We start from the raw sequence: 24,731 nt of genomic DNA on the forward strand, positions 1-24,731 counted from the left end.
GCAGGCTTCTTAACCAACCAAATTAAAACCTATTTATAAAGTATTAAGCTTGTTTTACAAATTGTAACTCAATGTTTAATTTTACTTCTTCACCAACTAAAACACCTCCAGTTTCAAGAGCTGAGTTCCAGTTTAAGCCCCAATCTTTACGATTAATTTTTCCTTCTATGTTAAGGCCTACTTTTGTATTTCCCCAAGGATCAGTCATAGTTCCGCTAAATTCTACAGGAAATTTTACAGTTTTAGAAATACCCTTAATATCTAAATCACCAGTTAATTCATATTCTCCATCATTTACTTTTTTGAAAGAGGAAGCTTTGAAGGCTAATTTTGGATGATTTTCAGCATCAAAGAAATCTCCGCTTCTTAAGTGACCATCTCTATCTGCATTTGCAGTATCGATTGAAGCGATATCGCCAGAAAACTGGATATCTGCATTTTCGAAATCATCTCCTTGTGTAGTAATTGTAGCGTCATAAGTTCCAAATTTACCTGAAACATTCGTAAACATCATGTGTTTAACTTTAAAACCAATTTCTGAGTGTGTTGGGTCAATTGACCATTTTGTAGTTGCCATAATTTTATTTTTTAAATAATTAATTTCATTTTGATAGGACAAAGTTACGGTGGTAGTAAGGGTAACGCACTTAACCTAGATTAAGAAATAAAAAATGTAATGTTTTTTGCCACAGATTACACAAATTAAAAGGATTAAAAAAAAATATGTCGCCACGAATTTCACAAATTTCCGCTAATTTTTATTTGATTTTTAACCCAATTTAATTAGTGAAAATTTGTGAAATTCGTGGCGACTAAGAATCACTTTAATCTGTGTAATCTGTAGCAAAAAACTAATGCTTAAAGTTTAGCTTTTCTTATTCATATAAAATGTCAAAGCTCCAGATGGACATTTTTTTACCGTTTCGATAATTTTTTCAGAAGTAGAAGCTTCGGCTACAATCCATGGTTTTTCTTTTGGACGAAAAACATCAGGATTATTTTTCACACAATTGGTTGAATGTATACATTTTCCAGATTGCCAAACAATTGTTACTTCGCCGTTTGTATATTCTTTAGTTAGGTTATTTGGATTCATGATTGAAAATTTTAAATAGTTAGTTTTAAGTAAATTAAGACCAATTTTCATTAAATAAAATTACGTTTTCTTTTTGGTTTTTGATGAAATTTGAGCAAAAAAAGAAACGATAATAAGCTGAAAATCAACTTAAATATCGTTTCTAAAAAAAATATTAATTGTAATCTTTGAATTAATAGTTCATTGGAATGTCCATCAATAAAAATTCAGCGTCTGTGTTGGCTTTAATGTTTAAAATGTCAGTTCCTGAAATTCCAATCGCATCGCGAGTGTTTAATTCCTGACCGTTGATTGTAACATTTCCTTTCAAAATAAAAGCATAAACTCCGTTTCCTTCTTTTTTGATTTTATATTCAGTTTCGATTCCGGCATCAAAATTTCCCATATTGAACCAAGCATCTTGATGGATCCAAACTCCGTCATCATCAGCATTTGGAGATAAAACCTGAGCTAATTTATTGTGTCTGTCGGCAACATTCAAAGTAATTTGTTGGTAACGTGGCGTAACATTTCTTTTATTCGGAAACAACCAAATTTGCAATAATTTAGTCTGCTGATCAGCATTTGGGTTAAACTCACTATGTTGAATTCCGGTTCCGGCACTCATCACTTGAATATCACCATTTTTGATAATTTCAGTATTTCCCATGCTGTCTTTATGCGCCAAATCACCTTCTAATGGAATTGTAATGATTTCCATATTATCGTGAGGATGAGTTCCAAAACCCATTCCGCCCGCAATTGTGTCGTCGTTCAGAACACGAAGCGCTCCAAACTGAATTCTATCTGGATTGTACCAGCTCGCAAAACTAAAGCTGTGATAAGCGTTCAACCATCCGTGATTTGCGTTTCCTCTTGTTTCTGCTTTGTGCAATACTATATTTTCCATGATTTTGTATGTTTTGTTAATTTTATAGTACAAAGATACTATCAAGGTCAAGGAAAAGCACTTAATGTAGATTAAGAAAAGATTTTTCTAAGATTCTGAGGTTCTAAGTGACTAAGATGCTAAGGTTTTTTTGGAGCAGAAATCTTGGTTTTCAAAAGACGTGACGTCCCGCTATCCGTTTCAATCTTTTGTGGTGAACCCCACCACAAGAGGATTTTCACTTCTATCGTGGCTATACTAGACGTTTCATTTTTATAAGTAGCTTTATGTATAGATTAGAAAGATTAACCATACACTTTGTCATCTCGACGGAGGAGGGATCTCCGCAAGTAGCTCTACAAAGATTGGTGACATTGTATGAGGGGTTTCTTGTGTGATCCTTCATCTCTCAGGATAACGACATTGCGAAAACTATCTAAGAAGTCTATTGTCTAAGAAGTCTAATAATCTAAATTAACTATACTGAGAAATGAACTGCTGCACAACAGCATCTGTATTCTCGTGACGTTTTTTCTTTTCCAATTCAATTGGAGGAGAGGCTCTTTCAAGACAATCTTTTACATCACAAGTCTCACAAGTAACACCAACAATTCTTTTAACAAGCGGTTTTCCTTCAATAAATTTAAATTTCTTTTTCATTGCCGGCGTAATCAAAATTCCAACAGAGATGCTTCGAATAGTATCATGTAAAAAAGGATCTTTAGTTGCCGATGAAAAAACCAAATATTCATTTCCGCTATGAACGTAACTCGAAATTTGTGCATCAAAAAAGTGTGGTTTATTTTGTTTGATGGCTTCGTCGATGGTTTTCACTGAAACCCATCTTCTGCAATAATGTTCGTTCGTCTCATTGGCATGTGGTTCTTGTTGATTCGTTATGTGTAGTTCTTTTTTAATATGATAAACATCTGAACCAATTTTATGTGACATTCTTAAAAAGAATAAATTTTTAAGTTGAAAATCTTTCGGTAATAAATTTGTTAATCGTTGGTAAAATGATTCTGGCGAAACTTCGAAGCTTTCAATCAGTGCTACAAATTCTTCCGGATTTGGTTTCTCATTGGTTAAAAAAGCATTTACTTTATCTACAACCAATTGTCTCGGCAATAATAAAGCGCCAGCAAAATAAGAAGCATAAAAATTATTTAAAACCTGATCAAAATTTTCAAACTTAATCCAGCTGAAAGTCAGTAATCGATCGGATATTTTTAAATAGTTATAAGCGATCTCTTTAGCTAAAATAAAAGCTCTTTGCGGGGCATCGATTTCTGTTGAAAGCAATAAGGTTTTGCTTTTCGGAACGTAAATGGAACGCAAATCGCCCAAAGCTTCCTGATCTGTAAAAGCAATTTCTTGAATTTTGTATTCGTATTCTTCTTTTAAAATTGCCTCTAATTCTTCAATTGTGATTTTAGAATCCAGATTTATCTGAAACGACTTCGAAAATGCAATTACTTTTTCTTCTAAATCTTCAAAATAATTACTGTGTGCTTCCTGATAAGAACGTAAAGCGGCCAAAAAGAAACTTTCACGGCTTAGATTGTAATGCTGAGCGATTTCGATAATAGTACTAATAAACGCATTGACTTTTGCAGGAGCATTAGCAATAATATCAATCAAATCTGCTTCCTGAATGCCGAAAAGCTCTAGCGGAATCTCTTTTAAAATTCCTGATTTTAAGATTTCGCCAATCGGAGCGAGGTTATTATCAAGTTTTAAAGACACCATTTGGTCATAAGTCACGTCCAAATGTTCGCAGAGAAGCAAAATTTTATCTGTTTTAGGATATTTTTTTCCCTTTTCAATCTCGTTTAAATACGATTTTGAAAGATTTGTCAATTTGGCTAAGCCAAAAAGTGACAGATTTTTTTGCGTTCTGACTTGCTTCAATTTTAGTCCGAAGATCAGCTTTATATAGTCTTTTTCGATATCCATGAACCAAATATAGTTATTCTAAAAATAATCGCCAAAAAATTATTTTTAATATTTAGCGAACGTTCGCTTGTTTTGTAAAAAACTTTTTTATAATATTGTCATGTAGAAATTATTAAAAATCAAATCGTTACGATTTTGATGTTCTGAAATGAATAGATAATGATATAACAATGAGATTTTTTTCTAATAAAAAATAAAATCACAGCTATGAAAAACCAATTAGAAATTACCGAAACGGCAATGGAATTTTTAGCCGAAAAGAAGCTTCGTTATCCAAAAATCTGGACAGAAGAAGCGATTGTTTTTATAACCGAATTGCACCGAAAATTCGAATCGCAGCGAAAACTATTGCTTTTGCAGAGAGAACAAAAACAAGTCACTTTTGATCAAGGAATTCTGCCAGTTTTTATTCTAGAAACTAAAAGCGTAAGAGAAGGCAATTGGACAGCTGGTGAAATCCCAAAAGATTTATTAGACCGAAGAGTGGAAATTACAGGGCCAGTTGATCGTAAAATGATAATCAATGCTTTGAATTCGGGAGCTAAAACTTTTATGGCCGATTTTGAAGACAGCACTTCGCCGACTTGGCAAAATTTGATGGACGGACAAGTAAATCTAATCGATGCGGTAAACAAAACAATTACTTATACGGATTTGGTAAAACAAAAATCCTATCATTTAAATGAAAAAATCGCAACGCTAATTGTACGTCCAAGAGGTTTGCATTTACCAGAAAAGCATCTTTTAGTTGAAGGAAATGAAGTTTCTGGTTCTTTGGTAGATTTTGGATTGTATGTTTTTCATAATCATAAACGACTTTTAGAAAACCATTCAGGGCCGTATTTCTACATTCCGAAATTAGAACATTATCTGGAAGCACGCTGGTGGAATAATGTTATTGATTTTACCGAGGATTATCTAAAATTGAAACGCGGAACGATAAAAGTGACGGTTTTAATTGAAACCATAACGGCAAGTTTTCAGTTGGATGAAATCATTTACGAATTGAAGGAACATATCGTTGGTTTGAATTGCGGACGCTGGGATTATATTTTCTCTTATATCAAAAAGTTTAGGAAAAATCCAAAATTCATCGTTCCAGATCGCGATCAAGTAAATATGACTTCGCCTTTTATGAATGCGTATTCGAATTTGGTTATTCAGAGATGTCATAAACGTGGAATTCATGCGATTGGCGGAATGGCTGCGCAAATTCCGATTCGAAATAATGAAGAAGCCAACGCAATTGCTTTTGCAAAAGTAAAAACCGATAAAGAACGTGAAGTTCGAAATGGGCACGACGGAACTTGGGTAGCGCATCCGGATTTGGTTGTATTGGCAAAAGAAATTTTTGATAAAGGAATGCCAACTCCAAATCAGATTCATATTAAAAGAGAACATGGAAAAATTACAGAAGAGGATTTAATTGAACCACCAATTGGAATCATCACTGAAAATGGTGTTCGAAAAAATATCAACGTAGGAGTTTTGTATCTGGCTTCATGGCTAAACGGACAAGGCGCCGCCGCACTGCATAATTTGATGGAAGATGCTGCAACGGCTGAAATTTCGAGATCGCAATTGTGGCAATGGCTTCAAAATAAAGTGCTTTTGGATAATGGACGAAAATTAGATTTAGCCTATTATCACGAATTGACTTTGGAAGAATTTCAAAAAATTAAAAACGAATTAGGCGAAGAAAATCACGAAAAACAACAATTTCCGTTAGCTGAAAAAGTGCTGGAAAGATTGGTAGTAAATACTGAATTTGTTGACTTTTTGACTATTCCGTGTTACAAATATTTATAAGAAAAAAAACCGCTTAATCTGTGAAATCTGCGGGCGAATAATTTTTTCACGCAGATTTAGCAGATCAGGCAGATAGAATGAGAATGAAAAGATTTACGCAGATCTTCTTAAAACTATTTAAGTCCGGTTAAAACTGATAACTGAGACTGAAAACTATAAACTTTACTAACCACTTTAACTATACTATTTATGAAAACAACAGAAGACAGAATTCAGGAATTGATTAACGATTGGATCACGAACCCAAGATGGAAAGGTGTTGAACGCCCTTACACCGCGAGTGAAGTAGTTACACTTCAGGGGTCTTATCATATTGAGCATTCTATTGCCAAAATGGGAGCGCAAAAATTATGGAGAAAGTTAAAAAGTCAGGATTTTGTCGCTGGTTTGGGGGCGTTGACTGGAAATCAGGCGATTCAGGAAGTCGATGCGGGTTTAGAAGCGATTTATTTAAGCGGCTGGCAAGTTGCGGCTGATGCAAACTTAGCAGGCGAAATGTACCCTGATCAATCGCTTTATCCAGTAAACAGTGTTCCGATGGTGGTAAAAAAGATTAACAATGCTTTATTGCGTGCTGATCAGATTCAGACAGTAAATAATATTGAAGAAAAAAAAGATTATTTAGTTCCGATTGTGGCTGATGCCGAAGCAGGTTTTGGGGGAAATCTAAATGCTTTCGAACTAATGAAATCTATGATTGAAGCTGGAGCTTCTGGAGTTCATTTTGAGGACCAATTAAGTTCTGCAAAAAAATGCGGACATCTTGGAGGAAAAGTTTTGGTTCCAACTCAGGAAGCGATTAATAAATTAATTGCTGCGCGACTGGCTTCAGATGTTATGGGCGTTTCAACTTTGATTGTTGCGAGAACAGATGCAGAGGCAGCTAATTTATTAACTAGCGATGCTGATCCGAGAGACCGCAAATTTTTAACCGGTGAAAAAACGGCAGAAGGTTTCTTCTATGTAAAAAACGGAATCGAGCAGGGGATTGCAAGAGGTTTAAGCTATGCGCCTTACGCAGATTTAATTTGGATGGAAACCAGTAATCCAGATTTAGAATTTGCGAGAAAATTTGCAACAGCGATGAAAAAAGAATTCCCAGATAAAATGTTGGCTTACAATTGTTCTCCGTCTTTTAATTGGGCAGCAAAATTAACGGTTGCCGAAATGGAAACGTTCAGAGAAGATTTAGCTGCAATGGGGTATAAATTTCAATTCATTACTTTGGCAGGTTTCCATGCTTTGAATACGAGTATGTTTGAATTGTCAAGAGCGTACAAAGAACGTGGAATGGCAGGTTATTCTGAATTGCAAGAAAGAGAATTTACTTTACAGAAAAACGGGTTCAGAGCTGTAAAACATCAGGCTTTTGTGGGAACTTCTTATTTTGACGCGGTTCAAAATACTGTAATGTTAGGAAAATCAGCAATAACAGCGATGGAACATTCTACTGAGGTTGAGCAATTTTAATTCACTACACACGGTTCATTTTTGAGCCGTGTTTTTTTTTGCCACGGATTAAAAGGATTATAATGATTAAAAAAAATGTCGCCACGAATTACACCAATTTTATTTCAATCTAATTCGTGAAAATTTATGTAATTCGTGGCGAAAAAAAAAATCCTTTTAATCATTATAATCCTTTTAATCTGTGGCAAAAAAACTTTATTTCTTCAAAAGACGAGCTTTCATTTTGCTGAAGAATTCTGGTGTTACACCAATAAAAGAAGCGATTTGTTTTTGCGGAACTTTATGAACTAAAGTCCCGTATTTTTTACAGAATTTATCGAAACGTTCTTCGGCCGGTAAACTTAAGTTATCCATTAATCGCTGTTGATTGGCAACTAAAGAGTTTTCTATTAAAATTCTAAAAAAACGTTCCAGTTTTGGAATTTCAAGAAAAAGCTGCTCCTGATTTTCTTTGGATAAAGAAACTACTTCTGCATCCTCTAAAACTTCAATAAAAAGCTGTCCTGGTTTTTGTGAAAAATAACTGTACATATCGCTCATCCACCAGCCTTCGCAGGCAAATGAAAGAACGTGCTCTACAATATTATCATTGATATTGAAACTTCTTAAAATTCCAGAGTTTACAAAATACGAGTGTTTACAGACTTCTCCGGCACTTAATAATATAGTTTTAGCTTTATAAGTCTTAGTTTCTGTTTTAGACAAAAAAAGAGCTTGTTCTTCGGGTGTTAATGAAACGTGCTTGGCAATATTTTCAAGAATTAACGCCATTATTTTTCGTTTACTAAAGTGAATGAAGTAGCTTTAAAACGATTTTTTTCGATTGTTCCGGTTACTGTTGCTTTTTTGACTGCATTGCAAAATCCGTCTTCAGCGTGAGCATCGCCATGATCATCGATTTTTGTTCCGTCAACGAAATAGGTTTTTCCATCAATACGAACAGCTAAATCACAGCTTTTACCTTTCATTCCAAATTGACATTCTCCACAAGCAGTTTCTACAACTGTTGGTTTGTCAATTACCTTTTTACTTTGAGCCTGAGTTGAAATACCAACAAATAGGAAAATCACGAATATAAGTTTTTTCATTTTTTAAGAATTTATAGTTATTAATTTTGCCGTTTCTTTGGCGCGTTCGGTTATTTCGTTAATTGGGGTTGAAAGTGAATCATGACTTAAAACAACTCCCATTCTTCGATAAGGTCTTGAAGTTGGTTTTCCGAAAATTCTAAAATCAGTTTTTGGTAAAGCAGCTACTTTTTCGATTCCGGTATAAGTTGGATTTGTTGAATCTTCTGAAGCTAAAATCACGGCACTTGCTCCAGCTTTTTCTAAAGTAATTTCGAAAATTGGAAGACTTAAAATTGCTCTTAAATGCAATTCAAATTCATTGAAATTCTGCGTTCCCGCCAAAGTTACCATTCCAGTGTCGTGTGGACGCGGAGAAAGCTCAGAGAAATAAACGCCTTCTTTGGTTAAGAAAAATTCAACGCCAAAAAGTCCAGCACCGCCAAGTGCTTCTGTGATTTTTTCAGCCATATCTTGAGCTTCGTACAAATCTTTTTCTGAAACCAAAGCCGGCTGCCAGCTTTCCTGATAATCACCTCTTTCTTGTCTGTGGCCAATTGGAGCACAAAACAATGTTGGATTATTATTTTGAGTAATTGTTAAAAGCGTAATCTCAGAATCGAAATTTACAAAAGCTTCAACAATCACTTCGATAACATCACCACGCGAACCAGCAACAGCGTATTGCCATGCTTTTTCAATATCGCTTTCTGTTTTTATAGTCGATTGTCCTTTTCCTGATGAAGACATTAAAGGTTTTACCACACACGGAATTCCAACTTCTTGAACGGCTTTTTGAAGTTCTTCGGCTGAAGTTGCGTATTGATATTTGGCTGTTCTTAGTCCGAGTTCTTTTGACGCTAAATCACGAATTGCTTTACGGTTCATCGTAAAGTTTGCCGCTTTCGCTGAAGGAACAACGGTAATTCCTTGTTTTTCGTAATCGTAAAATCGTTCAGTGCGAATAGCTTCTATTTCGGGAACTATAAAATCTGGTTGGTGTTTGGCTACGATTCGGTCAAGTGCTTCACCGTCGAGCATATTGATGACTTCAAAGCCGTGCGCAACTTGCATTGCCGGTGCATTTTCGTAACTGTCAACTGCAATTATGGTTTGTCCGATTCGTTGGGCAGCAATGACAAATTCTTTGCCTAATTCGCCTGAACCCAGGAGTAGTATTTTCATTTTGGAGTGTTGTATTGTTTGAGTAGTAAAAGTAGGGAAAAAGCTTTTTTTAACCACAAAGAGCTAAAAGAATTTCTCACGCAGATTTTGCAGATCGAGCAGATTTAATTTTGTTCTAGATTTTAGTTTTGACAAAGTAACTATACAGTTTGTCATTTCGACGGAGGAGAAATTTCCACGAGTAGCTCTACAAAGATTGGATTATTGGAACGGAGTTACTTGCGAAGATTTCTCCTTCGTCGAAATGACAAGATTGTGGACATAACAGAATAAATTTAACCGCTAAGAGCGCAAAGAATTACGCAAAGAACGCAAGGTTGTATTTTTAAATAAAAAAGGTTCGCAAAGATTATTTTAAAATCTTTGCGAACCTTGCGTAATTCTTTGCGCTCTTTGCGGTTAAACTTTTTTAGTGAAAATGATCTTCTTCAATCTCAAATTCAGCATCTTTTTCCCAGATTTCCATTTCGCAGGGTTTGCAGTTGAATTTTAGTTTGTATTCAAGTTCACCTTGTTTTAAAACTAAAGGCTCTTTTACCTTAACACCAACGATGTCTTTTTGGTGTATCGGGCATTTTTTTAATTCGTATTTGATACAATATTTTGTTGTCATTACACGAGATTTTCCTGGATCCCATTGTAATTCGAATGCTTTTTCGATTTCGGTTACACCGTGGCGTTCGTAGAATTTACGGGCCGTTTTGTTTGAAACATTGTACATGAAATCCAATTTGGTTTCAGGATACGGATGTGACGTTTTTACCAATTGGTGTTCCTCACGTTTGTAATTTGCCAAACGAATTTCAGATAACTGTTCGTAAACCGTTCTTCTCATTTCGTTGATTTTTGAAATAGGAAGGAACCAGTTTTGAGAAAACATGATATTGATTTCGTCCGCGCTATATGGTGTAAAACCTGTTTTTGCTAATTGAACTTTTATGTTTTCTTCGATTGATTCACCAGTTTTAGTTTGTTCTTTTGAATGCTCTAAAATAACTGTACTTACGTTTCCGTCTTCGTCGGTTGCGATTAATTCAAAACCGTTTTCGTTTTCGGTAAGCAATAAAGTCGTTCCGATTTTACGGATTGCACTATCTTCTCTTTCTACAATTTTGATGAAAGCTATATCGTTATTACGGTAAATAAAAGTTCCGTCTTTTATTTCTTTTAAAACGTTTGGATACACTTTTCCGTTTTCTGCTTTGTTTACGTAGATTCCGTCAGCTTCATTGTTTTCGTTGATGAAACAAAGTCCGTCACCGTTGTTTAGTAATTCGCCGTTTTCGATTTCGTAAGCGTTTCCAACAGTTCGGATTAATTTACCAATATATTGCCCTTTAGATTTTGGACTTTCCCAAGAACCAATACTAGCGTGTCTTTCGTTTACAAAATAATCGGTATAACCACGATTGAAAGTTCTATTTAAAGTAGAATCAAAAGTATAAGTACATTTTCCAGAAGAAGCTTTGATGTATTTGTCGCTTTCTTCTAAATAACTGTCTAATTTTTGACGTAAATAAGAAACGTTGTTTTTAACGTAAGCTACATCTTTTAGTCTTCCTTCGATTTTGAAAGAAACGATTCCTGCTTCAATTAAATTCGGGATCTGATCTGAAACATCTAAATCTTTAATCGAAAGCAAGTGACTGTTTTTGATTAAAGTTTCTCCGTTTCCGTCGATTAAGTTATACGGTAAACGGCAGTTTTGGGCACAAGAACCACGATTGGCGCTTCGTTCTCCGTTTGCCACACTCATATAGCAGTTTCCACTGAAAGAAACACATAAAGCTCCAGTTACGAAAAATTCTAACTCAACATCAGCTTCGTCGTAAATTGTTTTAATTTGATGCAAGTTTAATTCGCGTGCTAAAACCACACGTTTGATTCCTGCATCTTTAAGGAATTTAATTTTATCGGCATCACGATTATTGGCTTGTGTGCTGGCGTGAAGAACGATAGGAGGTAAGTCCATTTCCATAATCGCCATATCTTGAATGATCAAGGCATCAACACCAATATCATATAACTCCCAAATCATGGCGCGACACGTTTCTAACTCGTTGTCGTACAAAATGGTATTCATAACCACAAAAACCTGTGCGTTAAATAAGTGTGCGTATTTTACAAGTTCTGCAACATCTTCAATAGAGTTGTTTGCATTAGAACGTGCACCAAATTGTGGCGCACCAATATATACAGCATCGGCACCACTATTTATGGCTGCGATTCCTCCAATTAAATCTCTAGCAGGAGCTAATATTTCGATTTTCTTCTTCATTTCTAAAACTTTAGACTTTTGTGGTATACCCGAAAAAAAGTGTGCAAAGGTCTAATAAATTATTCGAGTTTGCTAGTGATGAAGCGATTTTTTTGAAATTGTTAACTTAATATGGAATGATGATAAATGAAGTTTTGTTTATTTAGTTGGTTCGTAAATAAGCTGTACTACTCCAGATTTGAAAATATTGGTTTTAAGTAATGTTAATTCGAGTCGTTCTTTTAAGTCTTCAAATAATGGTTTGCCGTTTCCTAAAGCTATAGGGTGAACTGATATTCTATAAGTGTCAATAAGGTTTAATTGGATAAAAGTTTTAATAAGACTTGCTCCGCCATACAGCCAAATATCGTCTCCAGATTGTGCTTTAATCTCATTTACTTTTGTAGCAATATCAGAGTTTATAAATGTTGCTTTATTATCTTGCCTGCTTTGACTTGAAAAAACATATTTCTGCTTTGAATGTACTCCTTTCCAAAGCATTAGTTCGGCATTACCTGCATTTGCTTCTGGCTGATAATTACCCCAAGAATCATAACTTACCCGGCCATAAAAAATAGTATCTATGCCTGATAAAAATCCATCAAAGTCCATTTCATCATCCATAATGCACCAATCAATTTCTCCATTTGAACCTTCGATAAAACCATCTAAGGTTACAGCTAAATCTAAAATTACTTTTTTCATGAGAGATACTATTTTGTTATGTTTTTTTGATATAAAAATATAGTATTTAAGTTTTTAATCGAACATAAAAGAGTATTTAGTTCATTCGGAAGTGTTATTTTATGTTTTAAAGAATTGGGGAGACTCTTATAAAGGTTTAGAATCAAAATTTGGAGAGTTAAGTTTCTTTTTAGAATGAAATATCTTGTTTGTTATTTTGCGTGAGGGATAGCAGTGGAAAGCCCACAGCCTGACGAAGGAAGAGCGAGGACTTGCAGCGGATGGCCCGACCCAGAGGGACACGCCCCATAATAACTCCATAAAAAAAACAGCTTAAAGTATAAAAGTGATGAAACTTTTGAACCTTAAGCCGTTTTTAATAAAACTTATTTATGTTGTTATGCAGTCAAAGCTTCTTTGATTCTGCGTAATGCTTCTTTTAAAATATCGTCGCTTGTTGCGTAAGAGAAACGAATACAATTTGGATTTCCAAAAGCATCTCCAGTTACGGTTGCAACATTGGCTTCAGCTAAAAGATACATTGAAACGTCGTTTGCATCTTTAATTTCAGTTCCTTTTAAAGTTTTTCCGAAGAAAGAAGAAACGTCTGGGAAAACGTAAAAAGCTCCCTCTGGAACATTGATTTTTACTCCTGGAATTTCTTTTAATAATCCAACAACTAAATCTCTACGTGTGTGGAAAGCCTGTACCATGTGGTTTAATACACTTGGATCTGCGTCTACTGCTGTAATTGTAGCGCGTTGTGCTACAGAATTTGCTCCAGATGTTACTTGTCCTTGAATTTTTGTACATGCTTTTGCGATGAATTCGGGAGCTCCGATATAACCAATTCTGTATCCTGTCATGGCGAAAGCTTTTGCAACTCCGTTTACAGTGATTGTTCTTTCTAACATTCCTGGGATTGAACCGATGCTGCAGAAAGTTCCAGAGAAATTAATATGCTCATAGATTTCGTCAGCAACTACGTAAATATTTGGGTGTTTTTCTAAAACTTTAGCCAATGCTGTTAATTCTTCTCTGCTGTAAACAGATCCTGACGGATTACAAGGAGAAGAAAACCACATCATTTTTGTTTTTGGCGTGATAGCAGCTTCTAATTGTTCTGGTGTAATTTTGAAATCTGTATCTACAGAAGTTGGAACTTCAACAGGAACTCCTCCTGAAAGTTTAACGATTTCGAAATATGAAACCCAATATGGTGCAGGTAAAATAACCTCGTCACCATCGTTTAACATTACTTGCGCAATGTTGTATAAAGATTGTTTTGCTCCTGTAGAAACCACGATTTGAGTTGGTTTGTACTCTAATCCGTTGTCTCTTTTAAATTTTCTGCAGATTGCTTCTCTTAATTCAAGGTAACCTTCTACTGGAGAATATGTGCTATAATTTTCGTCTACTGCTTTTTTAACAGCCTCTTTAATAAAGTCAGGTGTATTAAAGTCAGGCTCACCTAAACTTAAACTGATAATGTCTTTTCCTTGAGCTTTTAATTCGCGAGCTAATGCTGCCATTGCCAATGTTTGTGAAGTCGCAAGGTTGTTGATTCTGTCTGAAAGAATATGGTTCATTATAAAAATTTTGAATGTCCTTAATTTTCAACTTTTAATTAAGGAAGGTTATTATTAATAGATTTTTTTTAGCTTAAACTGATAATTCAGGTTTCATTCCTAAATCGCGTAAATGCTTAAAGTGTGCAATAATAGCACTTCGCATTGTTTTGTATTCATAATAAGGTAAGTTGCACTCTTTTGCGGTTTCCTTTACGATTTTTGCAATTTTACCATAATGTATATGACTTATGTTTGGAAAAATATGATGTTCGATTTGATGATTCAATCCTCCTGTGTACCAGTTAACAATTGCATTTTTTGGAGCAAAATTTGTTGTAGTAAATAATTGGTGAATTGCCCAAGTATTGTCCATTTCTCCTAATTCATTTGGAGTTGGATTTGTAGTATGTTCTACAACGTGAGCCAACTGAAAAACAACACTTAAGATTAATCCTGCAGTGTAATGCATTACGAAAAAGCCAAGAAGAACTTTCCACCAAGTAATTCCTATTACAATTGGTAAAACAATCCAAATAGAAACATATATAATTTTGGTGATGATTAAAGTTGTCCAAAGAATTTTTGGGCTTTTTGGTTCACCATAAGATAATTTTCTTCTAAGGTAGTTTCTCATTTGCTTAAAATCGGTTGTAATTGCCCAATTAAAAGTCAAAAGTCCATATAAGAAAACAGAGTAATAATGTTGAAAACGATGAAAACTATGCCATTTTGCATCTTGAGTAAAACGGATAATTCTTCCAGCGTCTAAATCTTCGTCATGTCCTGGAATGTTGGTATATGTATGATGAAGTACATTATGTTGTACCTGCCAGTTATAAACATTTCCTGCCAGTACATAAATAGTACCTCCCATAAATTTGTTAATCCAGTTTATATTAGAATACGACCCATGATTTCCATCATGCATTACATTCATTCCAACACCAGCCATACCAATACCAATTACGATTGATAAAAGCAGCATTACCCAAAAAGGCATATTAAGTGTGAGGATTAAAAAATACGGAGTAAGAAAAACCGCGAACAGAATAACAGCTTTTAAGTGCAGCTTCCAGTTTCCGGTCTTTTGAATGTTGTTCTCTTTAAAGTAATTGTTTACCCGAGAGTTAAGTGTTCTGAAAAACTTCAGATTGTCTTGCCTTGCAAAAGTTGGAGCAGTGTTATTCATAATTAATTTAAATAGGTTTCAAAGGTAATTATTATAAATTCTCAATTTGCAAAATTGAGTTAAATATTTCAATCGTAAAGTAGTACTTTTGTTAAAAATTTAGAGCAATGGATGAGATATTGAAATATTTTCCTGATTTGACCGATCTTCAAATCGAACAATTTCAAAAATTAGACTTTTTATACCACGATTGGAATGAAAAAATCAATGTAATTTCTAGAAAAGATATTGATGCCTTATATACAAAACACATTTTGCATTCTTTAGGAATTGCTAAAATCATGAAATTTGAGCCGGGAGCAACAGTTCTTGATGTTGGAACTGGGGGAGGTTTTCCTGGAATTCCATTGGCGATTCTTTTTCCTGAAACACGTTTTTATTTAATTGATGTAATCGCAAAAAAAATAAAAGTAGTTCAAGGTGTTGTCGATGCATTAGAATTAAAGAACGTAAAGGCTGAACAAAAGCGTGCAGAATTAGTAAAAGGGGATTTTGATTTTATTGTCAGCCGTGCTGTAACTAATATGCCAGATTTTGTTTCTTGGATAAAAGATAAAATTAAAAAGCAACACAAGCATACTTTGAAAAACGGAATTTTGTATTTGAAAGGAGGAGATCTGACAGAAGAATTAAAAGATTTCCCAAATACTACTCTGTATGACTTAGCAGAAATATTTGACGATGAATTTTTTGAAACTAAAAAAGTGGTTCATCTGCCTTTAAAATTTAAAGCTTAAATTAAACTTAAAAAAATAACCCGAATGAGTATTCTTTCGGGTTATTTTTTGAGTTAATATTAGGTTGATTAGGATGCCTTTTTAGCAGAATTCAAAAAAGGATTTGCTTTGAGATCTAAATTATCGATAAAATTGTGAATTGCATTTTCTGATGCTTCAACACTGTATTTAAACTCGGGATCAAAGAAAAAATCGCGACATATTACAGGTTCATTTGATGAATTGTAAACTGCCTCATCAGATTCGTCTAAATCAATATAACTATAAGTACAAGGATAAAGTGAAACTAAGTTAGAGATCGTGCTGCTAAGCCATTTGTCGAAAGTTTTCTTTTTTGGAGTAATATGACGCGTTAATAATACTAATCCTAAAAGTTCATTTTGTAAAAAATAAGATCCTTTTCTATATCTAACATCAATCATCGTCACGTTCATTAAAGCAATCCATAATGCACCATCAACAGGACCTACGGCAGGAATTTCAAGTTCGGTATCAAACAATAAAGGATTTATCTGCTCTCGATTATTAATAGAGCACCAAAGAGCTTCAATTCGTTTTTGGGTGTCATTTGTTGTTTGCGTGAATCCTGTAAAGCGCCAATAAATCCACTCTAATAATGCCGCAGTAAGACCAATAGAGCCTTTATGATTAATATGTGTTAATGCATTTTCCAACTCTTGATTTTGTTCAAGAGGATCTAGAAATTTGTCTATTTTCTTCCTAGTCCAAGTAAAATCAATTGAATGACCAATACTTTTTGATTCTAAAATTATTTTAGGGACATTGTTTAAATTCCTCATTTGATTAATGTGTTAAATTATTTTAAGACAAATTTAAAGGGATGTTTTTTTACGAAATGTTATTAGAAGTTTTTAAAATAACAAAATAAGTTTTTTAACAAGTGTATGGTATTAGTAATCAATGTCATAAGAAAAGTATTACAACAACTACTCGAAAAATGTTAATTAAAGTAATGCTGTTTTGTGTAAATTTAATTTGGTAAAATTGTAAGAAATTTTGTTTTCCTTTGATTGATCACTTGAACTTTTTTTATTGTTTAATTTAAAAAACAGTTATGATGAATAAAATACTTTGTACGATTGGTTTAATGATGTTTTTCGTAGTTTCCTGCGAGAAAAAACAAGCAAAAGAAGCGCAAGAACCTGAAGAATTGCATGAAAATGTAATGATCGAAACAGCTTCAAAATTAGTTCCATTAAAAGAAAAAGTTTTAACTGAAGAACAACAAAAAGCACTTACTCCTGATTTGATTATTCAGAGTTTGAAAGAGGGAAATAAGAGATATATGAATAACGACTTGACTTTAAGAGATCATTCAGCATTGGTTCGTGATGCTGTTGAAGGACAATACCCAAAAGCAGTTATTCTTTCTTGTGTTGACAGTAGAATTCCTGTAGAAGATGTTTTTGATAAAGGAATTGGAGATCTTTTTGTTGGAAGAGTCGCAGGGAATTTTGTTAATGAAGATTTATTAGGCAGTATGGAATTTGGCTGTAAAGTTTCTGGAGCAAAACTCATTTTGGTTTTAGGACATGAATCCTGCGGAGCTATAAAATCAGCGATTGACAATGTAGAATTAGGGAATATCACGGCGATGCTTGCTAAAATAAAACCTGCAATAGCAAAATCTCAAGATTTTAAAGGAGACAAAACTTCTAAAAATGATGAATTTGTAGCGCATGTTGCAAAAATAAATGTGCTTGAAACAATCGAAAATATCAAAGCAAAAAGTCCTATTTTAAAAGAAATGGCAGATAAAGGCGAAATCAAAATTATAGGAGCTTATTATGATTTGCATTCTGGAGAAGTTGTTTTTCTTTAATTTTAAAATCATTAAAAATAAAAGCCGAATCTTGAAAATAGATCCGGCTTTTTTCATGCAGATAAAATTCTGAGCAAGAAAATTTCATTTATCACCTATTATTTTTCTTTCATGTACTTTTATTTGTTCGCTCTATATTAGAGAAATACCTTTACGATGTCACTAATATCTTTTACCTTAAAAATGAATAAAACAATATCGACTTATTGGAAAACTCAACTGGCAGGATGGCTTACAGCTTCTTTATACTGGGGATTTCAGGCTTTTTTCAGTGGTAATTTTATCTGGAAAATTGGTGTTGCCGATTTAATATTAGATGTTTCGATTGGTATTGGACTAACACATCTTTATCGAAATTTTGTTTTAAAAAAGGGATGGAATAAACTAAATCTGAAAAAATTAATTCCAAAAATGATAATAGGTGTTTTGATGCTTTCTTTGGCATATACAGTTTTGATTGCTGGTAAATTATATCTGGTTCGCCTCTTTATACTAAAAGGCCATCTTTTACCTTTTACGGTATTTTTTAAATCGATGCAATTGCAAATTTTTATTACAGGAACCAGGTTAATGTCGATTTGGGTATTAGCGTATCACCTTTATCATTATTCAAGACTTGAATTGCAAACAGTAAAAGAAAATGCTAGACTGTCTATTATTGTAAAAGAAGCACAATTAAATAATCTGAGTTCACAACTTAATCCGCATTTCTTTTTTAATTCATTAAATAATATAAAATTTTTGGTATTAGAGAATCCGCATTTAGCCAGAAGAGCAATTGATCTTTTGTCTGAATTGTTAAGGAATTCCTTAAACAGCAATGTTGAGAAATTAATTCTTTTAAGTGATGAAATTAATTTGGTTAGAGATTATCTTGAATTGGAAAAAATGCGTTTTGAAGAACGCTTGCAAATTAAAATTGAAGCAAATGAAGAAGAATTAACGCATTTGATTTTGCCTTTTAGTATTCAGTCATTAGTTGAAAATGCCGTTAAACATGGAATTGAAAAAAGAAAAAACGGCGGATTTATAGAAGTAAAAGTAAAAGCCGAAAATGATTTAATAAAAATTACAGTCCAAAATTCAGGTAAACTCAGCAAAGAAATAAAGGATTCGGGCATTGGACTAAAGAATCTAAAAGAGCGATTGCTGCTGCAATATAATGGACAAGCTTTTTTTGAAATAAAAGAGATGCGGGATGAAACAGTTTTGGCAACAATTTTAATACCATCGAAATGAAAAAGATAAAAGTTATACTAGTTGATGACGAACGTTTGTCGAGAGAAGAACTTAAACGAGCTTTATTATTGTATGAAGATTTTATTCTAATTGGTGAGGCTGAAAATGCATATGATGCCAAAGTTCTGATTGAAAAGAAAATGCCTGATTTGATTTTTTTAGATATTGAAATGCCTGAAAGATCTGGCTTTGATTTATTAGAATCCTTAGAGAATGTTCCAGAGGTATTATTTATTACAGCCCATAATCAATTTGCAGTACAAGCATTTGAAGTAAATGCATTAGACTATTTGCTGAAGCCCATAAGAGATGAACGTTTTTCGAAAGCAATTGAAAAAATAAGAAATACCATAGGTATGAAATCTGTATTGAGCAGTGCGACAGAACAAGACCGAAGGATTTTTATTAAAGATGGCGAAAAAAGGTTTTTCATTCAATTAGATGAAATTTATTTAATAGAATCTCTAGAGAATTATACAAGACTTTATTTTCAAGACAAAAAAGCGATGCAAAGACGTTCACTCCGGCAATGGGAAGAAATGTTGGATGAGTCTATTTTCTTCAGAATAAACAGAACTGAAATTGTAAATATTAAATACATTCAGGAAGTTAATAGTACAATCGATGGTGGACTTGAAGTAAAACTTAAAACAGGAGAATTATTAAAGGTGTCTAAACGACAATCAGCAAAATTCAAAAAAAGCAATGGAATTTAATAAAGCTATTCAATGAAAACAATTTTAAATTTTGTATTTCTTATTTTAATAGTATCTAATACATTTTCGCAACAAACCAAGAGAATAAAGTCTGAAGATTTAAAAAGTGCTTATGATATTCAAGATAGCGTGATGATTAAAACACGAGATGGCGCTTTTATATCGGCAATAATAGTAAGAAAAAAAGAAGCTCTTATTCCAAAACCAGTAGTATTTCAATTTACAATTTATGTCAGAGATAAAGGAAGAGACATTAAATCCTTAAAAGAAGCTGCTGATAATGGCTATGTAGGTGTAATTGCCTATACAAGAGGAAAGCGATTTAGTCAAAGTGACATACTTCCTTATGAAAATGACGGCAATGATGCTTATGATATTATTGATTGGATCAGTAAACAAAAATGGTGCAACGGGAGCGTAGGAATGTATGGCGGCAGTTATAACGGATTTACACAATGGGCTGCTTGTAAAAAAATGCATCTAGCACTTAAGACGATAGTTCCGTATGTTGCTAACAGACCAGGAATGGGTTTGCCAATGGAAAACAATGTATTTATAAATCCTAATTATGAATGGTCGTTTTATGTTGGTAATAATAAATATCTGGATACAATTACGGGAAATGACAGGCAGCGTTTTAGAAAAATGCAATGGAAATGGTGGGAAATAGGCGAAGCTTACAAAAAGCTAGACAGTCTCGATGGAAGTCCCAATCGACTTTTTCAACGATGGATCAAGCACCCCTCATTTGATGAATATTGGCAAAAAATGGCACCCTATAAAAATGATTTTGCACAAATAAATATTCCCGTATTAGTATTCGATGGTTATTATAATGATTCTCAAAATTCAAGTTTATATTATATAAGAGAGCTTCAAAAATACAATCCCAAAACTCCAGTCTACGCAGTTATTGGACCCTACGATCATTTTGGGACTCAGATTGGAGGTGAAAAAGAATTGTATGATTACAAAGTTGATCCAGTGTCGATAATCAATATTAAAAAAATAACCTACCAATGGTTTGATTATATTTTGAAAAATGGTGTAAAACCAGAAATACTCAAAGACAAGATTAACTATGAAGTAATGGGTGCAAATGAATGGCGAAGTACTCCCTCTCTTGATAAGATGGCTAATGGTTTTCTTAAATTGTATTTATCAGATAGTAAAAAAGGGAAATTTTATTCTTTAAAAGATAAAAAAGCAGCTCAAAAAAAGTACCTGTACCAAGAAGTCGATTTTGCTGACCGACAAGTTCAAAATAATGACTATTATCCAGATCCTATTATCAGAAAAGAAATTGACACAACAAATGGCTTTGCTTTTATAAGCGAACCTTTGAAAGAACCGATCTTGATAAATGGTTCTTTTTTAGGCGAGATTAAAGCCAGTATCAATAAAAAAGATATGGATATAGGAGTTACTTTATATGAAGTAATGTCAAATGGGGAATATTTTCATCTTTCATACTTTTTAGGACGTGCGAGTTATGCTAAAGATATTACTAAAAGAAATTTACTGAGACCAAATGAAATCGAATCAATTCCTTTTTCAAATACGCATTTAGTAAGCAAACAATTAAGTAAAGGAAGTAGTTTGCTGGTGGTTATTAATGTTAATAAAAATCCGTTTTCTCAATTAAATTATGGAACAGGAAAAGAAGTCAGCGATGAAACAATTGAAGATGCAAAAGAACCATTAAAAGTAAAATGGTATAATGATAGCTTTGTGAAAATTCCAATTTGGAAGTAAAAAAGCAAAATCAGAATCTCGATAAAGAGATTCTGATTTTTGTTACGTGATTGTATTTAAATGAATTAACCAGTTTTCTTTGTAGCTATTCCCAATCGGAATTTCGACAGAATTTATTTCAATTTCATTTTTAGAATAAGAAGTCATTTTTTTTACCTGAATAATGAATGAGCGGTGAACACGAACAAAATCTGGGTTTAATAATTTTTCAAAAGCAGAAATATTTTGTTTGATGTGATACGACCTGCCATTTTCGAGATGTATTGTTATGTAATCTTTGAGACTTTCAATAAATAATATTTCATCCAGAATAATTTTAATATTTTTATTGCCGCTTGTTACAAAAATGTAGTTTTCAGTCGTTGAATGACTCTCTTTTTTAGGAGTTTGTAATTGCCTGAATTTTTCAATTGAAGCAAAAAAACGATCAAAAGTAATTGGTTTTAAGAGATAGTCAATTACATTTAGTTCATATCCTTCTAATGCATATTCTCGATATGCAGTAGTGAAAATTACTTTTGGAGGATTCTTCAATTTCTTTAAAAAATCGTTTCCTTTTAATAAAGGCATTTCTATGTCTAAAAAAATAAGATCGACAGCATTGTTTTCTAAGAAAGTGTAGGCTTTCAGTGCATTTTCGAAAGAATCAATTAGTTCAAAGTTTTCGAAATTTGCTAAATGAGAAGCGATTAATTCTCTTGCTAAAGGTTCATCGTCAACTATAATGCATTTATGTTTCATTTTTTTGAATTTAGTTCAATCACTTTTTTATAGTTACTCTATTAGTACTTTTATACAATAAGATAAATTAAAGAATAAGGCAGAGTTTTGCAGTATAGTGCGTTTGCGTTTCTCTGATTTCCATTTTGTGTTTTTTGGGATATAACAAATCTAGTTGTTTACGAACATTTATTAAACCTATTTTTGATTTGTCTGAAATTGCGGCAAAATCATTCTTGGGTTTTGTATTCTCAATACTAAAAATAATCTGCTGATTTTTACTTTCTAATTTTAACCGAATTGTGGCTTTTTCTGTTTCATTAACTACACCATGTTTAAAAGCATTTTCGATAAAAGTTAATATAATTAAAGGAGAAATTTTATTGCTTTCCTGAATGTCTTTGGTAAACAAAATATCTAATCTGTTTTCGCTGTAGCGGAGTTTTTCCAAAGCAATATAATTCTCAATTAAAGCGATTTCTTTTTCGATAGAAACATAATCTTCATTACATCGGTATAATACAAAGTCCAGAATTTCAGATAGTTTAGCAATTACTTCAGGTGCTTTATCATCTTTTTTTAGTGTTAAAGTGTATAAGTTGTTTAAAGTGTTAAAAAGGAAATGAGGATTTAATTGATTTTTCAGGACCTTTAATTCCATTGATTTCTTTTCTTCTTCGAGTTTTAAAAGACGCTGTTGTTTTCTGTTGAAACTGATAAAACCTAAAATAATAATGGGATAAGTGATAAAAGAAAACTCTCTTACTATCAACTTTACAGAAGTTAATCTTTGAGGAATGTCCATTTTATGCCCAAGCCAATCATTAAAAAATCCTGGAAATTTTGGTTCCAGATAATAATATTTAAGGATCATCAAAAAAGCAAAAACAATATAGAGCCAGCTTAAAGCAAAAACTATAAAAAGCAGGTATTTCTTTTTATTAAGCGTCTGCGGAATGATCCAGTAAATTAATCCGTAGCCGGCAGCTGCCTGCGCTAGAATTTTCCAAGTATATACAAACGTAAAATCATAAGTACTGGTGTCATTAGATTTATTTGTAATATAAAAAAATAAGAAGAAAATCCAGTATAAGCAATGAAGAGCAACCCTTTTAAGATCTATTTGTTTGATAAAATTCATAAGATATTTAATTGAGAGCAAGATAGTAAAATATAGAAAAAAGCTTTGTTTCAAGGTCTGAATAATGCGTTTTTGCGTTTAAAATGACAATCTGCGCATACGAACCCAACAGTTTGCCAAAAAAGGATTGTTTGAATGCTAAAAGAGGTTTTTCAGCTATGCGCAAAATAAGATATTGGTACTGCATTTATATTCGTCAAAAAATAGAAACAATGATCAAATTTATTATTCTGTTAGCGACAATTTTAAGTAATACATTAAAATGAAAACCTTTTTAACCAAGAAACAAGTAAAACTAAAACAAATGAAAAAAGCAATTAAAACTGCCATTGGGATTCTAATTTTATTGAATGCCTCGAATTTATTTTCACAAGCAAGCAATCAAGAAATTACATATAGTAAGACTTCGAAAGTAATAAAACCAACTTTATTTGCTGATTTGGGAGAAACCTGCCAAACACCTGATGGAATGGCTTTGGATAAAAAAGGCAACTTGTTTTTATCGATTACAAATCCAATTTCATTTGAAAAATATGGCAGTAAAATTCTAACTTTTGATAAAAATGATAAACCGATAACATGGTTTGATAAATTGCCATTACACCCAACCACAAAAAAAGTACATCCTATGGGAATGGAGTTTGGTCCTGATGGTAATTTATATGTAATGGATAATCAGTTTTTTGCTGGAAAAGAGAATTTTTCCAGATTGATTAGAGTTATTGTAAAAGAGGGGAAACCTTTGAATGCTGAGGTTTTGGTAGAAGGATTTAATTTTGGAGAAGCGGTGAGATGGTCAAAAAATAGAATTTATATAACAGATGCTTTGTTTGAAAATAGAAGAGAAAGCGGAATTTATAGTTTTTCGTTAGATCAATTAAATAAGAAAAATATTGTTCTGGATTCATCAAATAAAAAAGATTACCTGATTGCAACTTTTACCTTAAAACCCGAAGTCACTAAAAATACAATTGGTATTGATGGAATAGCCTTTGATAAAAAAGGAAATCTTTATGCGGGAAATTTTGGTGATGGAGTAATTACTAAATTAGAATTCTACAGCGATGGAAAAGTAAAATCTCAAAAAGTTGTTTTTGATTCAGATCAATTAAAATGTTGTGATGGCTTTTTTTATGATGAAAAAAGAAACTCCATTTTTATTGCCAATTATGAGAATAACAGTGTGCATCAACTCAATTTAAACACGAACAAAATTTCTTTAATTTGGGAAAATGACGACGCTGATGGCTCTGATGGGAAATTAGATAATCCATGTGAAACTATTATTTATAAAGGAAAATTATTGGTTGTTAATTACGATACTTTCCCAGGAGAAAAAAATAAAGAAGCAGATAGTTTTCATACTATTTCAAGTTTTGATTTGGGGAATTAAAAAGTAAAATTATATTGGAAAACACAATTTAAAAG

The 24,731-nt window shown here is 33.0% G+C and carries 22 protein-coding genes; 8 read left to right on the forward strand and 14 right to left on the reverse strand.

The window, feature by feature from the left end:
• Positions 1-43: 43 nt before the first annotated feature.
• From BOW57_RS14305 to BOW57_RS14320, 4 genes are all read right to left on the reverse strand, one after another.
• Positions 44-577: a YceI family protein gene (locus tag BOW57_RS14305; protein WP_129055182.1), complete on the reverse strand. Its 534-nt coding sequence runs from the start codon at positions 575-577 to the stop codon at positions 44-46.
• 288 nt (positions 578-865) lie between these two features.
• Entirely contained in the window at positions 866-1,096 is a 231-nt protein-coding gene (locus tag BOW57_RS14310; RefSeq protein WP_089054975.1) for a (4Fe-4S)-binding protein, read from the reverse strand.
• A 172-nt stretch (positions 1,097-1,268) separates the two neighbouring features.
• Entirely contained in the window at positions 1,269-1,985 is a 717-nt protein-coding gene (locus BOW57_RS14315) for a pirin family protein (protein ID WP_129055184.1), read from the reverse strand.
• Between the two features lie 453 nt (positions 1,986-2,438).
• A complete protein-coding gene (locus BOW57_RS14320; protein ID WP_129055186.1) occupies positions 2,439-3,920 on the reverse strand; it encodes a helix-turn-helix domain-containing protein in 1,482 nt (493 codons plus the stop codon).
• A gap of 207 nt (positions 3,921-4,127) precedes the next feature.
• Between BOW57_RS14320 and aceB the strand changes: the two genes are divergently transcribed.
• Together aceB and aceA are read left to right on the forward strand one after the other, a co-directional pair.
• On the forward strand, positions 4,128-5,729 hold the full coding sequence (gene aceB / locus BOW57_RS14325) for a malate synthase A (protein ID WP_129055188.1): 1,602 nt from the start codon (positions 4,128-4,130) through the stop codon (positions 5,727-5,729).
• A gap of 189 nt (positions 5,730-5,918) precedes the next feature.
• Positions 5,919-7,199 carry an isocitrate lyase gene (gene aceA, locus BOW57_RS14330; protein ID WP_129055190.1) on the forward strand — a complete coding sequence of 427 codons (1,281 nt, stop codon included), beginning with the start codon at positions 5,919-5,921 and terminating at the stop codon, positions 7,197-7,199.
• 195 nt (positions 7,200-7,394) lie between these two features.
• On the opposite strand, the gene BOW57_RS14335 is transcribed toward aceA, so the two are convergent.
• From BOW57_RS14335 to BOW57_RS14365, 7 genes are all read right to left on the reverse strand, one after another.
• Positions 7,395-7,970, reverse strand: a complete 576-nt coding sequence (locus BOW57_RS14335; protein WP_129023941.1) for a Crp/Fnr family transcriptional regulator — start codon at positions 7,968-7,970, stop codon at positions 7,395-7,397.
• Positions 7,970-8,287, reverse strand: a complete 318-nt coding sequence (locus BOW57_RS14340; RefSeq protein WP_129055192.1) for a DUF6370 family protein — start codon at positions 8,285-8,287, stop codon at positions 7,970-7,972. Before BOW57_RS14340 ends, BOW57_RS14335 begins: the two co-directional genes overlap by 1 nt.
• A 3-nt stretch (positions 8,288-8,290) precedes the next feature.
• A complete protein-coding gene (purT, locus tag BOW57_RS14345) occupies positions 8,291-9,466 on the reverse strand; it encodes a formate-dependent phosphoribosylglycinamide formyltransferase (protein WP_256371875.1) in 1,176 nt (391 codons plus the stop codon).
• Positions 9,467-9,860: 394 nt separating this feature from the next.
• Positions 9,861-11,729, reverse strand: coding sequence for a U32 family peptidase (locus BOW57_RS14350; RefSeq protein ID WP_129055196.1), 1,869 nt, complete (start codon positions 11,727-11,729; stop codon positions 9,861-9,863).
• A 138-nt stretch (positions 11,730-11,867) separates the two neighbouring features.
• The gene (locus BOW57_RS14355; RefSeq protein WP_129055198.1) at positions 11,868-12,413 is read right to left on the reverse strand and encodes a dihydrofolate reductase family protein; all 546 of its coding nucleotides are present in this window, start codon (positions 12,411-12,413) and stop codon (positions 11,868-11,870) included.
• 377 nt (positions 12,414-12,790) lie between these two features.
• The gene (locus BOW57_RS14360; protein WP_089058197.1) at positions 12,791-13,981 is read right to left on the reverse strand and encodes a pyridoxal phosphate-dependent aminotransferase; all 1,191 of its coding nucleotides are present in this window, start codon (positions 13,979-13,981) and stop codon (positions 12,791-12,793) included.
• 73 nt (positions 13,982-14,054) lie between these two features.
• Entirely contained in the window at positions 14,055-15,152 is a 1,098-nt protein-coding gene (locus tag BOW57_RS14365) for an acyl-CoA desaturase (RefSeq protein WP_089054963.1), read from the reverse strand.
• A gap of 107 nt (positions 15,153-15,259) precedes the next feature.
• On the opposite strand from BOW57_RS14365, the gene rsmG reads away from it, so the two are divergent.
• A complete protein-coding gene (rsmG, locus tag BOW57_RS14370; RefSeq protein WP_129055200.1) occupies positions 15,260-15,889 on the forward strand; it encodes a 16S rRNA (guanine(527)-N(7))-methyltransferase RsmG in 630 nt (209 codons plus the stop codon).
• A gap of 68 nt (positions 15,890-15,957) precedes the next feature.
• On the opposite strand, the gene BOW57_RS14375 is transcribed toward rsmG, so the two are convergent.
• Positions 15,958-16,689, reverse strand: a complete 732-nt coding sequence (locus tag BOW57_RS14375) for a hypothetical protein (RefSeq protein WP_129055202.1) — start codon at positions 16,687-16,689, stop codon at positions 15,958-15,960.
• Between the two features lie 275 nt (positions 16,690-16,964).
• Here BOW57_RS14375 and BOW57_RS14380 point away from each other — a divergent pair, with 275 nt between their 5' ends.
• The 4 genes from BOW57_RS14380 (at position 16,965) to BOW57_RS14395 (ending at position 21,442) form a co-directional block, all read left to right on the forward strand.
• Positions 16,965-17,732, forward strand: a complete 768-nt coding sequence (locus tag BOW57_RS14380; RefSeq protein WP_371413528.1) for a carbonic anhydrase family protein — start codon at positions 16,965-16,967, stop codon at positions 17,730-17,732.
• 183 nt (positions 17,733-17,915) lie between these two features.
• Positions 17,916-18,971 (forward strand): sensor histidine kinase, encoded by a 1,056-nt coding sequence (locus BOW57_RS14385; RefSeq protein ID WP_129055205.1) that lies wholly within the window; start codon positions 17,916-17,918, stop codon positions 18,969-18,971.
• Positions 18,968-19,687 carry a LytTR family DNA-binding domain-containing protein gene (locus tag BOW57_RS14390; protein WP_129055207.1) on the forward strand — a complete coding sequence of 240 codons (720 nt, stop codon included), beginning with the start codon at positions 18,968-18,970 and terminating at the stop codon, positions 19,685-19,687. The genes BOW57_RS14385 and BOW57_RS14390 overlap by 4 nt, the downstream gene beginning before the upstream one ends.
• Positions 19,688-19,699: 12 nt before the next feature.
• Entirely contained in the window at positions 19,700-21,442 is a 1,743-nt protein-coding gene (locus BOW57_RS14395) for a CocE/NonD family hydrolase (RefSeq protein WP_129055209.1), read from the forward strand.
• A 42-nt stretch (positions 21,443-21,484) separates the two neighbouring features.
• Here BOW57_RS14395 and BOW57_RS14400 read toward each other — a convergent pair whose 3' ends face one another.
• Together BOW57_RS14400 and BOW57_RS14405 are read right to left on the reverse strand one after the other, a co-directional pair.
• Positions 21,485-22,183 (reverse strand): LytTR family DNA-binding domain-containing protein, encoded by a 699-nt coding sequence (locus BOW57_RS14400; RefSeq protein WP_129055210.1) that lies wholly within the window; start codon positions 22,181-22,183, stop codon positions 21,485-21,487.
• Between the two features lie 67 nt (positions 22,184-22,250).
• Positions 22,251-23,303 (reverse strand): sensor histidine kinase, encoded by a 1,053-nt coding sequence (locus BOW57_RS14405; RefSeq protein WP_129055212.1) that lies wholly within the window; start codon positions 23,301-23,303, stop codon positions 22,251-22,253.
• Between the two features lie 304 nt (positions 23,304-23,607).
• On the opposite strand from BOW57_RS14405, the gene BOW57_RS14410 reads away from it, so the two are divergent.
• The gene (locus BOW57_RS14410) at positions 23,608-24,696 is read left to right on the forward strand and encodes a hypothetical protein (RefSeq protein ID WP_129055214.1); all 1,089 of its coding nucleotides are present in this window, start codon (positions 23,608-23,610) and stop codon (positions 24,694-24,696) included.
• The last annotated feature ends 35 nt before the right edge of the window (positions 24,697-24,731 follow it).

The organism is Flavobacterium sp. YO64 (genome assembly GCF_004119505.1).
In the GTDB taxonomy this organism is placed as follows: Bacteria; Bacteroidota; Bacteroidia; order Flavobacteriales; family Flavobacteriaceae; genus Flavobacterium; species Flavobacterium oncorhynchi.

Excerpts from the sequence above, each read along its gene's own strand:
- BOW57_RS14410 (WP_129055214.1), top strand. The coding sequence starts at position 23,608 with ATGAAAAAAGCAATTAAAACTGCCATTGGGATTCTAATTTTATTGAAT.
- aceA (WP_129055190.1), top strand. The coding sequence starts at position 5,919 with ATGAAAACAACAGAAGACAGAATTCAGGAATTGATTAACGATTGGATC.
- BOW57_RS14315 (WP_129055184.1), bottom strand. The coding sequence starts at position 1,985 with ATGGAAAATATAGTATTGCACAAAGCAGAAACAAGAGGAAACGCAAAT.
- BOW57_RS14375 (WP_129055202.1), bottom strand. The coding sequence starts at position 16,689 with ATGAGGAATTTAAACAATGTCCCTAAAATAATTTTAGAATCAAAAAGT.
- BOW57_RS14390 (WP_129055207.1), top strand. The coding sequence starts at position 18,968 with ATGAAAAAGATAAAAGTTATACTAGTTGATGACGAACGTTTGTCGAGA.
- BOW57_RS14350 (WP_129055196.1), bottom strand. The coding sequence starts at position 11,729 with ATGAAGAAGAAAATCGAAATATTAGCTCCTGCTAGAGATTTAATTGGA.
- BOW57_RS14380 (WP_371413528.1), top strand. The coding sequence starts at position 16,965 with ATGATGAATAAAATACTTTGTACGATTGGTTTAATGATGTTTTTCGTA.
- BOW57_RS14340 (WP_129055192.1), bottom strand. The coding sequence starts at position 8,287 with ATGAAAAAACTTATATTCGTGATTTTCCTATTTGTTGGTATTTCAACT.
- BOW57_RS14400 (WP_129055210.1), bottom strand. The coding sequence starts at position 22,183 with ATGAAACATAAATGCATTATAGTTGACGATGAACCTTTAGCAAGAGAA.
- BOW57_RS14360 (WP_089058197.1), bottom strand. The coding sequence starts at position 13,981 with ATGAACCATATTCTTTCAGACAGAATCAACAACCTTGCGACTTCACAA.
- BOW57_RS14365 (WP_089054963.1), bottom strand. The coding sequence starts at position 15,152 with ATGAATAACACTGCTCCAACTTTTGCAAGGCAAGACAATCTGAAGTTT.
- aceB (WP_129055188.1), top strand. The coding sequence starts at position 4,128 with ATGAAAAACCAATTAGAAATTACCGAAACGGCAATGGAATTTTTAGCC.
- BOW57_RS14305 (WP_129055182.1), bottom strand. The coding sequence starts at position 577 with ATGGCAACTACAAAATGGTCAATTGACCCAACACACTCAGAAATTGGT.
- BOW57_RS14310 (WP_089054975.1), bottom strand. The coding sequence starts at position 1,096 with ATGAATCCAAATAACCTAACTAAAGAATATACAAACGGCGAAGTAACA.
- BOW57_RS14395 (WP_129055209.1), top strand. The coding sequence starts at position 19,700 with ATGAAAACAATTTTAAATTTTGTATTTCTTATTTTAATAGTATCTAAT.
- BOW57_RS14320 (WP_129055186.1), bottom strand. The coding sequence starts at position 3,920 with ATGGATATCGAAAAAGACTATATAAAGCTGATCTTCGGACTAAAATTG.
- BOW57_RS14385 (WP_129055205.1), top strand. The coding sequence starts at position 17,916 with ATGAATAAAACAATATCGACTTATTGGAAAACTCAACTGGCAGGATGG.
- BOW57_RS14405 (WP_129055212.1), bottom strand. The coding sequence starts at position 23,303 with ATGAATTTTATCAAACAAATAGATCTTAAAAGGGTTGCTCTTCATTGC.
- BOW57_RS14335 (WP_129023941.1), bottom strand. The coding sequence starts at position 7,970 with ATGGCGTTAATTCTTGAAAATATTGCCAAGCACGTTTCATTAACACCC.
- BOW57_RS14355 (WP_129055198.1), bottom strand. The coding sequence starts at position 12,413 with ATGAAAAAAGTAATTTTAGATTTAGCTGTAACCTTAGATGGTTTTATC.
- rsmG (WP_129055200.1), top strand. The coding sequence starts at position 15,260 with ATGGATGAGATATTGAAATATTTTCCTGATTTGACCGATCTTCAAATC.